Origin of the sequence: Streptomyces sp. NPDC091416 (genome assembly GCF_044756845.1) — a bacterium.
GTDB lineage: Bacteria > Actinomycetota > Actinomycetes > Streptomycetales > Streptomycetaceae > Streptomyces.
Genome location: NZ_JBIVTU010000003.1, coordinates 369516 through 381620 on the forward strand (window position 1 = coordinate 369516; position 12105 = coordinate 381620).

Below are 12105 nucleotides of genomic sequence, written 5' to 3' on the forward strand. Positions count from 1 at the left end.
GGGGCGACAGCAGGGATGGCGGAAACCAGGCTGATCCAGAGCCGGTACCGACTGCTCGATCTGATCGGGCGGGGCGGCATGGGCGAGGTGTGGCGTGCCCGCGACGAGTCGCTCGGCCGTCAGGTCGCCGTCAAATGCCTCAAACCCATGGGCCCGCAGCACGACAAGGACTTCACCCGCATCCTGCGTGAGCGCTTCCGCCGCGAGGCCCGCGTCGCCGCCGCTCTCCAGCACCGGGGTGTCACCGTCGTCCACGACTTCGGCGAACACGAGGGCGTGCTCTATCTGGTGATGGAGCTCCTGGACGGCCGCAACCTCAGCCAGCTCCTGGAGGACAACAAGCAGCACCCGCTGCCGGTCGACGACGTCGTCGACATCGCCGAACAGGTCGCCGACGCCCTCGGCTACACCCATCAGCAGGGCATCGTCCACCGCGACCTCAAACCCGCCAACATCATGCGGCTCGTCGACGGGACGGTGAAGATCTGCGACTTCGGCATCGCCAGGCTCGGCCACGACATCTCGGTCACCTCCCGCCTCACGGGCGCCGGCATCGCCATGGGGACCCCGCACTACATGTCGCCGGAGCAGATCAGCGGCGGCCAGATCGACCACCGCAGCGACCTCTACTCGCTGGGCTGTGTCCTGTACGAGATCGCCACCGGGGCACCGCCGTTCGACCTCGACGACGCCTGGGGCGTACTCGTCGGCCACCGTGACACCCCGCCCGAACCCCTGCGCACGCATCGCGCGGAACTGCCGGGGTTCTTCGACCGTGTCGTCCTGGAACTGCTCGCGAAGACGCCGGACCAGCGGCCGGTGGACGCCGGAGACCTGCGCCGCCGTATCGCCGTCGGCCGCACCGGCGAGCAGCCCCACCTGGAACCGACCGGCCGGGTGCTGCTCGCGCCGCCCGCCCCCGTCGAACATCCCGGCAGGCCCGCCGCCCCCGCACCGCGGCTGCCCGACTGGACCCGCGGCATGACCACCGGGCACAAGGCGACCGGCACCGCTGCCATGCTGCCGGACTCGTTCGACCACGCGGCGGGCCTCACCGGCGCATGGACCACCGGCGCCGCGCAGCCCGCCTCGGGCCGGCCGGCCGGTGCCGAGCGGCCCACGCCGGGACCGGAACTCCTCTCGATACTCGCCAGCCGCCACAGCGCCGGCCTCAACCTCGGCAGGCTCGGCCACTGGGAGGAGGCGGGCGAGGTCCACCGCGCGGTCGCCGCCGAACGCGAGAGCGTCCTCGGACCCGACCACCCCGACACGCTCTCCAGCCGGTACGAGGTGGGCTTCACCCTCAGCCGCACGGGACGCGCGACGGACGCGCTGCGCGAGTTCGCCCGTGTCGCCCAGGGACGCGAACGCAGCCTGGGCCCCGATCATCCGGAAACCCTCGCGGCCCGCCAGGAGATGGGTTACGTACTGGGCCAGCTCGGCCGGCACTTCGAGGCCCACCAGCTGTACGCCGCCGTCCTCGCCTCCCGGGAACGCTCGATGGGGCCCGACCATCCCGACACCCTGCGCTGCCGCCACAACCTGGCGTTCAACCTCAGCAGGCTGGGACGGCTGGAGGAGTCGTACGGCATCGCCCGCGACGTCGCGCAGGCGCGCGCCCGGCTGCTCGGCGCCGCCCACCCCGACACCCTCGTCACCCGCTACGAGGTCGGCTACACCCTGGGCAGGCTAGGCCGCTGGACGGAGGCCCTGCAGACCTACCGGGAAGTCGTCCAGGCCCGTGCGCAGGCGCTGGGCGCCGACCACCCGGACACGCTCGCGGCCCGCTACGAGGTAGGGATCAGCCTCGGACGCCTGGGCCGCAGCGCCGAGGCGCTGGAGCTCTACCGCGGGCTCGTCGAGGACCGGACCCGGGTCAGCGGCCCCGCCGACCCCGAGACCCTCCGCGCCCGCCACGGACTGGGCGTCAACCTGGGCCGGCTGGCCCGCTGGGAAGAGGCGCTGGCCGAATCGCGCGAGGTCTGCGTGAACCGCGCACGCGTCCTGGGCCCCGACCACCCCGACACCCTGGTCAGCCGCCGCGAGGTCGCCGTCGGTCTCGGCTGGCTCGGCCGCTGGGCCGACGCCCTCACCGTGTACCGGCAGGTGGCCGAGGCACGCACCCGGATCCTCGGAGCCGACCACCCCGACACCCTCGCCGGCCGCAACGACGAGGCGCACTGCCTCGAACAGCTCGGCAGGGGCCAGGAGGCCGTCGAGCTCTACCGGCAGGTGGCGGCGCTGCGGCAGCAGCGGGGCATCCCGTCGCGCTGAGCCCGGTGCCCGGCGGGAGTCCGGCCCTGGTCCACGGCACGCGTCCGTGTTACCAAGGGGCATGCCCGTACGAGACAGCTATGACGCAGTGATCGTCGGTGGCGGCCACAACGGCCTTGTCGCCGCCGCCTATCTCGCCCGTGCCGGGCAGTCCGTCCTGGTCCTGGAGCGGCTGGGCACCACCGGGGGAGCGGCCGTCTCGACCCGTCCGTTCGCCGGGGTCGACGCCCGGCTGTCGCGCTACTCCTACCTCGTCTCGCTGCTCCCGTCGAAGATCGTCCGCGATCTCGGCCTGCACTTCACCGTGCGCAAGCGGACCGTCTCCTCCTACACCCCGGCCGTCCGCGACGGCCGGCCCACCGGCCTGCTCGTGGCCGGCGACCGCACCCGGGACTCCTTCGCCGCCCTCACCGGCTCGGACCGGGAGTACGAGGCGTGGCAGCGGTTCTACCGACGCACCGGGCAGGTCGCCGAGCGGGTCTTCCCGACACTCACCGAACCGCTGCCCACCCGTGACGCGCTGCGGCAGCGGATCGACGACGCGGACGCCTGGCGGATGCTGTTCGAGGAACCCATCGGCGTCGCCGTCGAGAACGCCTTCGACGACGACCTCGTCCGCGGCGTCGTCCTCACGGACGCGCTCATCGGAACCTTCGCCGGTGCGCACGACGCCTCACTGCTCCAGAACCGCTGTTTCCTCTACCACGTGATCGGCGGCGGCACCGGTGACTGGGATGTGCCGGTCGGCGGGATGGGCGCGCTCACCGACGCTCTCGCCGGGGCCGCGCGTGCCGCCGGCGCGCAGATCCGCACGGGGCACGAGGCGGTCCGCATCGACACCGACGGCACACACGCCGAGGTGACGGTACGGACGGACAGCGGCGAGTCGTCCGTGGGCGCACGCCGCGTCCTGGTCAACGCCTCGCCCGAGGCCCTCGCCGCCCTCCTCGGCGACGCACCGCCCGCCCCGGCCGAAGGCGCCCAGCTGAAGGTGAACATGCTGCTCACCCGGCTGCCCGGGCTCAGGGACCGGTCCGTGGACCCGCGGCAGGCCTTCGCCGGGACCTTCCACATCGCCGAGGGGTACGGGCAGCTGGCCGACGCCCACCGGGAGGCGGCTGCCGGCAGACTGCCCGCGGCCCCGCCCTCGGAGATCTACTGCCACTCGCTGACCGACCCCTCGATCCTCGGCCCGGATCTCGCCGCCCGCGGCTACCAGACCCTGACCCTGTTCGGCCTCCACACCCCGGCGCGTCTCTTCGCCGCGGACAACGACAGTGCCCGTGCCGCGCTGCTCGGGGCGACGCTCGCCGAGCTCGACGCCCATCTGGAGGAGCCGCTCGCCGACTGCCTGGCGCTCGACGCGCACGGTGAGCCGTGCATCGAGGCGAGGACGCCGCTCGACCTCGAAAGGGACCTGCGGCTGCCTGGGGGCCACATCTTCCACGGGGACCTCGCCTTCCCGTACGCCACGCCGGAGACCGGCCGCTGGGGCGTGGAGACCGCGCACGCCAACGTCCTGCTCTGCGGGGCCGGGGCGGTGCGCGGCGGAGGGGTAAGCGGGGTCCCCGGCCACAACGCCGCGATGGCGGCGCTGGGCCGGTGACCGGCGTCCGCTACCGACCGAACGCACCCCGCAGCGCCGCGATCTTGCGCGGCAGGTCGTACTCCGCGCCGCCCTCGTGCCCGTTGTACGTGAACACCTCGATCTGCGCCGGACCGGCATAGCGGTGGTAGGCGGCGAACACGGTGGACGACGGGCAGATCTTGTCCATCAGCCCCACCGAGAACCACGCCGGAGCGGTCGCCCTGGCCGCGAAGTTGACGCCGTCGAAGTACGACAGGGTCTCCATCGCCTCGTCGATCCGGAAACGGTGCCCGGACAGCCAGCGGGCGATCTCCGCGTACGGGCCCGCGTCCGTGATCTGCGAGGCACGCCGGTAGTGGCAGAGGAACGGCACATCGGCGACGGCCGCCACCACGTCGTCGCGCAGCCCCGCCACGGCGAGCGCGAGGCCGCCGCCCTGGCTGCCTCCCAGCACCGCGACGCGTGAGGCGTCCACCGCGGTGTGCGCCTTCGCCGCGTCGACGGCCCGCACCGCGTCCGTGATCAGCCGGCGGTAGTAGTGCCGGTACGGGTCCTCGATGCCCCGGGTCAGGAAGCCGGGGGACGAGGAGCCGTTCCCGTCCGGGCCGATGTCCACGGTGTCGGCGGTGTTCTTGCCGCCACCGCCCTGGCCGCGGTTGTCCATGACCAGGTGGGCGTAGCCCAGGGCGCTCCAGGTGAGCCAGGAGTAGGGGATGCCGCGTCCGCCGTTGTAGCCGATGTACTGCACGACGGCCGGCAGCGGGCCCGAGCGCTCCCGGGGGAGCAGCAGCCACGCCTTCACCGGCTGGCCGCCCCAGCCGCGGAACGTCACGTCGAACACGTCGACGGTGGCGAATCCGGCGTCGTACGGGACGAACTCGGCGTCCAGGCCGTGGCGGGCGCTCTCGGTGAGCGTCTTCTCCCAGAAGGCGTCGAAGTCGGCCGGCTCCTCCGGCTCCGGCCGGTAGTCGCGCAGCCGGTCCAGGGGCATGTCGAACAGCAAGGGTCTAGCTCCTCTTCAAGGTGAGGTCGAGGGTTGCACCGTGGAGTCCGGTCGTGTCCGCGGTGATGCGGATACCGCTGCCGGTCGGTGCCACCGTGATGCCCGGGCCGGCCGAGACGACGCTCAGATTGCGCCGGGCCAGGTCCAGTACGACGGAGGACCGCAGCTGGGTCGGGTCGGACAGCGAGACGGTGACCGTCCTGCCCTCCGGCCGGACGAGGACCGAGGCCGGTCCGTCCGAGGTGAGTTCCTGTGCCGTCCCGGCGCCCCAGAAGTTCGCGGCGAGCAGCCCGTCCGCGCAGCGGCGTACCGCGTGCACGGCCGTGGAGCGGGCGACCAGCTTCACCGGGGGCGCGGACGACCACTGCTTCGTCCGCTCCGGGGAGGCCATCGGTGCCTGGAGCCAGAAGTAGCCGGCTCCGTCGGGCGCGGTCCCGTGGTCCTGCCACAGCGTCAGATACGGGCGGGTGACGGGGGTGTCCGTGCCGTACTTGAGGTTGATCTCGCGCCAGGTCGCCGTCCGGTCCTCGCGCAGACCGTGCAGGGTGACGGGCTCGGGGAAGACGTAGCCGCCGGTCCCCGCGACGTGCACCCATCGCACCTGGTCCAGCCGCGCCGACCAGCCGGTGTCCGGCGGGGCGGCCTGTCCGTCGACGAGGAGCGCCGCCGCCGGGTCCCGCAGCTTCCGGTTCTCCACGACTGTCTCGGCGGTGCCCGCGTCGGCACTGATCCCCGAGCCGACGCACGCGATGACGTCGTCGAGGCAGAACCAGCTCTTGAGGCCGTGCAGCGAACTGCCGAACGCCCGCAGCTCCATCCCGTACGCGCCCAGCGTCGTCCCCGGCAGTGCGGCTCCGCCCGCCCAGTCGGCGGTGCTGGTGGTGCGCTGCCCGGCGGCGTCGGCGGGCCGGCCCGCGAGGACGGTGGTGCCGGGCAGCCGTGCGGGATCGACGGTGGGCCAGTAGTCCTCGCTGTAGTGGCCGAGGTCGTCGGTGTACAGGAGCACCATGCCGTCGGACAGGTGCCAGGCGTGCAGGTTCTCGTTCTGGATCGACTCGTAGTTGTAGATCCGCGAGGAGTACGCGGAGATGCCGAGGGCGAACGAGGGCCGGTGGTGGGCCGCCTTGTCTATCCGCGGGTGCTGCTTGTGGGCGACCAGCGGGCCGCGCGCCGGAACCGGTGAGGCGATGACGTTCCGGGCCGCGACGAGCGAGGCGAGGTCGGTGACGGCGAGGAAGTCCCGGTAGGTGTCCTCGGCGATCCACTGCTTGACCAGGGCCGTGAACCGGTCGGCGGTCTCACCGGGGAAGCTCGGGATCAGCCGGACCACCGCCTCGATGACCGTCTGCGCCGAGGCGTGGCCCTGCTTGCTGGGCCGGGCGATCTCGCGGCCGCAGACCGACGCCATGACGTCGCCGCGCGCCAGGAGCGGATCGAAGCCCTCGTCGACCCAGCGGCGGACGTTGTCGAGATCGGGATCGGTCACCGTCCACGCGGTGCCCGCGAGGAGGTTCAGCAGCCGGGACAGGTTGTTGAGCAGCTCCTTGCCGTAGCCGCCGTTGTACGGGTGCTTGTAGTGCTGGAGGAACGAGCCGTCGGAGTAGAAACCCTCGCCCGTGCCCTCGGAGGCCGCGCTCGCGTCGTTGAAGGCGAGGACGCTGTTGGCGCCCGAACCCTCGACGTCCGAAAGAGCGTCACGGACCCGCACGAGGTCGTCGCCGCTGTCGCGGAGCACCGCGTTCACGGCGACGACGGTGGAGATCCACACCCGGTTGGCGCCGGTCGCGATCTGCCGGTCGGCCCGCCACAGGTTCGGGTCGGGCGTGTAGCCGCGGACGGCCGCGCTGATCCGGCCGAGGCGCTCCGTTCCGAGCACGTCGTACAGCAGCACGGCGGCGTCGTTGAGTGCGAGGGCGGAGCCGATCTCCCAGTCCCAGTCGTTGTCGAACCGGGTGTGCCCGGGCCCGTACCGGTTCGTCAGCATCCAGTCGATGCCCGCCAGGAGCAGGTCCCGCAGCGCGGTGTCGCCGTACTGGACGGTGCCGGGTACGGCCCACGCGGTAGCCAAGGTCGCGAGGCGTTTGAACGAGGTGGTGACGTGGTTGGAGAGCGTGGTGCTCGTCAGGTCGGGAAAGAGCCCGTCGGTACGCGACGGGTCCAGGCCCTTCGCCGACGTCGTCGCGGCCTTGCCGATCCGGGCCACGGCCGCGGCGATCCGTGCGTCCGCGAGATCGAGGCCGGGGCCGCCGGTGAGAAGGGTGTGCCACCGGGTCCGGAGCGAGGCGGCGTCGTCGACCGGGTCCGCGGCGTGCGCGGTGCCCGCCGTGAGCGTGAGCGGCAGGGTGGCGGCCGCGCCGAGCGCCGCCGCGCCGGCGAGGACGGTGCGGCGCGTGGTGCCTCTGGTGGTGCCTGGCTTCATGGTGCGGGCCCTCACAGAAGGTGTCGGCGGTCGACGGCCGCGGCGAGCGCCGCGTGGCCGGAAGGACTGGGGTGGAGGCCGTCGCCGCTGTCGTACGCGGGCAGCAGCCGCTCCGGGCGGTCCGGATCGCGCAGAGCCGCGTCGAAGTCGGTCACGGCGTCGAAGATCCGGCCGGTCCGCACGGCCGTGTTGATCCGCTGCCGCACCGTCTCCAGCTCGGGCGTCCAGCGGGTCCAGCCGCCGAAGGGGGCGATGGTCGCGCCGATCACGCGCAGTCCGGCGTCACGGGCGCGCAGCACCAGCTGCCGGTAGCCGGCCAGGACGAGCGCGGGGTCCGTCTGGCTGGGCGGCTGCTGGAGGTCGTTGACCCCGAGGTGGATCAGGACGGTCCGCAACCCGGGCAGGGACAGCACATCGCGGTCGAAGCGCGCCTGTCCGCCCGGCCCGAACCGGGCGTCGTCCAGCAGGACCCGGTTGCCGCTGATCCCGAGGTCGGCGACCGCCGCACCGGGCAGCCGCCGGGCCAGCTGGTCGGGCCAGCGCAGATCGGAGTCGTCGGGTGTGCCGACGCCCTCCGCGATGGAGTCGCCCAGCACCGCGATCACCGGCCCGTGCGCGCCCGTCACCTCGACGCCCGTCAGCAGGAACACCGAAGTGGTACGTACCCCGTCGACGTCGTGCGAGGCGTGGGTGTTGCGGTGGAACGACAACGGACCGGTGGGACCGGGCAGTTCGGTGCGGATCGTCAGCAGGGAGCCTTCGGCGGCCCGCAGTCCCGCCACCGTGTCGCTGGTCAGCGAGGCGCCCGCGGCAAGCCACGCCTGCCGCTGCCCGCCGAAGGTCACGGGCCTGCCGGCCGCGGTCACCGGACCGATCAGGACCGGCAGCGTGCCGAAGGCGTGCCCGTAGCGCAGCCGGACCTGCCCGCCGGCCGACAGCCGTACGTGTGCGGTGAACGTGCCCTGCGTCAGTCCGGTGCTCGCCACCGTGTCGGAGGGCGTCGGCGCGGTCTGCGCGGTCGCCCACGACGTCGACCAGCGGGAGGGGCGCACACCGGTTCCCGGTCCCGCGGCGGCCTGCGCGCCCGGCGCCGCCGCCACGACCGCGGCCAGTCCGGCCGCCGCCGTCAGTACCCCGCGTCTCGCGGGTCCCCGCCCGCTCACTGGGGGCACGCGCCGGTCGGCGCGTACTCACTGCCGTAGGTGCCCACGGCGTCGCCGCCGGTGTTCCCGCTCATCGTGTTGGTGCAGACGGGTCCCTGCGGGGTGCGCATGAACTTGATGCCGCCGCCGGCGTTCTGGGTGATCGTGTTGCCGTAGACGCTGGTGTCGATGCCGTCGGCCGCGGTGTCGCCGCCGAGGCGGATGCCCGCACCGGTGTTGTCGTGGATGGTGTTGTAGCGGAAGATGTTGCCGCTTCCGCGCGCGTCGAGCCCGCCGGAGCTGGAGTCCTTCTGCTGGCTGCAGTCGTTGTACTCGACGTAGTTGTTGGTCGCGTTCTCCTTCACGTCGACGCACTCGTTGCCGCGGGTGGCGATCGTGTTGTGGTGGATGCGGTTGTTCCTGCTGATGTCGGGGGCGGCGTCCGGGGCCCCGTTCGCGCCCTGCTGCTCCGGAGCGGTGCCGAGGTAGATGCCCTCGCCGTTCTTGCCCCCGCCGCCGAACTTGAAGTCGGCGACGCCGCAGTCGGTGATGGTGTTCTCCGAGATGTCGGCGCCGGTCACCAGATAGCGCACCCGCAGACATTCGTCGGCGGCGTTCTTCAGCGTCATTCCGGTGATGCGCAGACCGCCCACACCGTTCCCGGGAGTCGTGCTCATGACATATATGAGCTTGAGGCGGTATCCCGCCACATCGGTGGACGACCCGTGCAGGCCGTCGACGGTGAATCCGCTCAGCGTCGTCGAATCGTGCTGCACCTGGATGATCCGCGCGTCACCGGCCCCCCTCACCACGGCGTTCGCCGGGCCGGTGATCGTGACGCCGGCGCGCTTGGTCACGACATCCTGCTTGTACGTACCGGCGGCGAGGTTCACCACCGCGCCCGTCGGCGCCAGATCGACCGCCTTCTGGATCGTGGCGAGCGGGGAGCCCGCCGAGGTGCCGGAGTTGCCGTCGCTGCCGGACGGCGACACGTAGTAGGCGGTGGCGGCGGCAGCGGCCACGGACGGCGGGGGGAACACGAGCGGGGCGCCGAGCGCGAGCGCGGCGACGAGGGTGGTGCGCAGTGCGTGGCTCATGGGGTGTGCCTCCTGGGATCAGCGAAGGACAGAGCGAGCAGTACGGGAATGCTCGGGCCGAGAAGCAGTGGCCCCAGCGGTACGACGAGGGAGAGGAGCACGGCGGAGACCACCGCGCCGAGCAGAGCGGTGCCCCGGGCGGCCGAGCCGAAGCCGAGCGCCAGCGCGCCCCGGGTCCAGGCGCGGACCGTGCCGCCCGGGGCCCGGCCGGCCTCGGCCGCGAACGCCACATGGTGGATGACCAGGGCGGCCGCGATGCCCACCTGGGCCGCCAGCAGCACGAAGGTCCACGGCTCCGAACGGCCGAGCAGATGGGCGGTGTTGGCGGCCAGCACGCCTGCGGCCGCCGTGGAGACGAGCGAGTGCCGCCACAGCGCCCGCCAGTACTGCGGGAAGGCCCTGAACGTCATGGCGAAGGCGCGGCCGTCACCGTCGGCCCGCCACCGCTGGAGCCCGTACGCCATCGCGGCGAGCGCGGGCAGCCAGGTCACCACCCCGAGCGAGAGCACGGCGAACGCGGCGCCGGCGGCGGCCGGGTAGGCCACGAACTCCAGCCGCCGCAGCAGCGTCGGCCAGCCGGACGAGAGAGTTGCCTGCATGATCAGCCGGCCTTTCCTGTGTACGGTTCCGCCACGTCGAGCAGCACCTTGCCGTCCAGCTCCAGCCGGGTCGCCGCCACGACGTACGGGGTGCCACCCTCGGTGAGCAGTACGGCAGCCGCGTCGGCGAGGACTCCTTCGGCGCGGATGCGCCGCGCGACGGGGGAGAGCAGCACGGTCTCGGTTCCGAAGGTCACGCCCTGGCCCTCCGTGCAGGGAACCCGGGCGGCGTCCGCCTCCGGTCCCGGGGCGATCGTGGTGAGGAACAGCCCCTCCACCGACCGCGTCGTGGTCGAGCGCAGCGTGTGCAGCGTGCGGGTGAGACGCAGTTCCGGAGTGCTCGACGTCGGGTTGGCCTCCACCTCGGTGACCTCGCCGGCGACGCGCGCGTCGCCGGGCGCGAGCTGCCGGAACCGGGCCGTGGCCGCCCCGGAGCGGATCAGCCGGCTGCCGTCCTCCTGCGGCTCGGTCGGCCGGTCGGTCTGGAGGAGGAACGTCCACTCCCGCGCCGCGTCCGCCTCGGCGAGATCCAGCAGCACCAGGCGCCCCGCCGGGGTGAACACCAGCGTCCGGTCGAGCCGCCGCACCCCGAGGCCGGGGTCGTACATGGCGGCGATCTCCGCCGTGGCATGCGCCCACCCGCAGTCGTCGGAGACGAGCACATCGCGCTGCCTGGCCTGCCGCTCGAACGGGATGTCCCGGTACACGTGATACCGGTCCTCGTCCGCGTACCCCTGCCCGTCCACCAGCAGCAGATTGTGGTGCGCGGCCCTTTTGCGGTTGCTGTAGCCCTCGTCCACGGCGAGGAACGCACCCTGCGACACGAACACGAACGAACCCGAATCGGGATGGTGGTGACCCTGGTTCAGGGTGTCCCAGCCCTTCTCCGCCCGGTGCTTCCCGGCGGTCTCCCACGCCCGGTGACCGCCGCCCGGGCTGGCCTTGAACGACACCAGCGTGGCGTCGTCGTCCCAGCCCGTGCGCGCGGCCAGCAGCCCGAGGTCCGGGAAGAACGCCCGCGTCCCGGTGGGCCGGACAGCCGGCACGGACGGGTCGTACCAGAGGTATTCGAGGTAGGCCTCCGGAAGGATGCCCGGCCGCACCCCGCTCTCGGCCGCCTCCGGCCACAGCAGTTCGCCCGAGGCCAGATCGCCCATCCACTGGGCCTCCGGGATCGCGTACTGGGCGGCGAGCCGGTAGTAGAGACCTGCGCTGTGGCCGCTGCGCCGGTCGTGGCAGTCGCCGTGGTCGACGTTGAACGCGAACCCGGGAGCCGTCTGGTGCAGCCGGTAGCGGAACGTCCGGGACATGAATCCGCCCCGGTCCCACCAGTCGACGCCCTCCGCCTCCTTGAGGAGATCCAGGTGGGCGGCGAGAAACGGCACGCCGTAACGCCAGTAGACGACGCCTTCGGCGTGCGACCCGTCCTGCGGCATCAGGTCCAGGACGGTCCCGAGATTGTCCTTGGCACGCCCGGTCCACTCCTCCTTGCCCAGCACGTAGCCGGCCGTCGCCAGACCCGCGTAACAGATCCAGTTGTGGTTCTGCCAGTAGGAAGATGACCACCAGCGGCCCTCGCTCGCCACCGCGAACTCGTACATCCGCCGCCCCTGGAGCAGCAGTTTGTACCGAAGCAGCGCCCGTACCCCGTCCGGCAGGTCGTCGCCGATCCACCAGTACGTGAGGGCCAGATGATGCAGCAGCCAGCCCGCGTCCAGGTCGTGGTCCGGCATATGGGCCCGGCCCCAGTGCGGCAGCCGCACCGCGGCCTCGATCCAGCGCAGGCTCTCCGCCAGATGCGCCGGGTCGCCGCCGACCCGGTAGGCCAGCGCCGGATTGGAGGCGGCGGGGCCGAGCCACGTGATGCTGGCCAGGGGGTGCGTACGGGGCGGGGTCAGCCCGCGGTGGCGGGCGGCCTCCTCGTACAGCCGCACCTCCTGTGCGGGACGCGCGCCGGGCGGCGGGGTCGCCGAGAGCAGCAAG

Annotated in this window: 8 protein-coding genes; 2 read left to right on the top strand and 6 right to left on the bottom strand. The window is 72.7% G+C overall.

Annotated features, from left to right (window positions below; all coding sequences use genetic code 11):
* Positions 1 to 15: 15 nt before the first annotated feature.
* Together ACIQMX_RS12215 and ACIQMX_RS12220 are read left to right on the top strand one after the other, a co-directional pair.
* Positions 16 to 2274, top strand: a complete 2259-nt coding sequence (locus ACIQMX_RS12215; RefSeq protein ID WP_402477046.1) for a tetratricopeptide repeat protein — start codon at positions 16 to 18, stop codon at positions 2272 to 2274.
* A gap of 61 nt (positions 2275 to 2335) precedes the next feature.
* Positions 2336 to 3880, top strand: coding sequence for a phytoene desaturase family protein (locus ACIQMX_RS12220; RefSeq protein ID WP_402477049.1), 1545 nt, complete (start codon positions 2336 to 2338; stop codon positions 3878 to 3880).
* A 10-nt stretch (positions 3881 to 3890) separates the two neighbouring features.
* On the opposite strand, the gene ACIQMX_RS12225 is transcribed toward ACIQMX_RS12220, so the two are convergent.
* The 6 genes from ACIQMX_RS12225 to ACIQMX_RS12250 are packed head-to-tail and all read right to left on the bottom strand — an operon-like array spanning position 3891 to position 12104.
* On the bottom strand, positions 3891 to 4865 hold the full coding sequence (locus ACIQMX_RS12225; protein WP_402477051.1) for an acetylxylan esterase: 975 nt from the start codon (positions 4863 to 4865) through the stop codon (positions 3891 to 3893).
* A 4-nt stretch (positions 4866 to 4869) separates the two neighbouring features.
* The gene (locus ACIQMX_RS12230; RefSeq protein ID WP_402477054.1) at positions 4870 to 7284 is read right to left on the bottom strand and encodes a polysaccharide lyase 8 family protein; all 2415 of its coding nucleotides are present in this window, start codon (positions 7282 to 7284) and stop codon (positions 4870 to 4872) included.
* A gap of 11 nt (positions 7285 to 7295) precedes the next feature.
* A complete protein-coding gene (locus tag ACIQMX_RS12235; RefSeq protein WP_402477056.1) occupies positions 7296 to 8447 on the bottom strand; it encodes an SGNH/GDSL hydrolase family protein in 1152 nt (383 codons plus the stop codon).
* A complete protein-coding gene (locus ACIQMX_RS12240; protein WP_402477059.1) occupies positions 8444 to 9523 on the bottom strand; it encodes a DUF1565 domain-containing protein in 1080 nt (359 codons plus the stop codon). The genes ACIQMX_RS12235 and ACIQMX_RS12240 overlap by 4 nt, the downstream gene beginning before the upstream one ends.
* Entirely contained in the window at positions 9520 to 10122 is a 603-nt protein-coding gene (locus ACIQMX_RS12245; RefSeq protein WP_363069251.1) for a hypothetical protein, read from the bottom strand. Before ACIQMX_RS12245 ends, ACIQMX_RS12240 begins: the two co-directional genes overlap by 4 nt.
* Before the next feature lie 2 nt (positions 10123 to 10124).
* The gene (locus ACIQMX_RS12250) at positions 10125 to 12104 is read right to left on the bottom strand and encodes a hypothetical protein (protein ID WP_402477062.1); all 1980 of its coding nucleotides are present in this window, start codon (positions 12102 to 12104) and stop codon (positions 10125 to 10127) included.
* Position 12105: the final 1 nt, after the last annotated feature.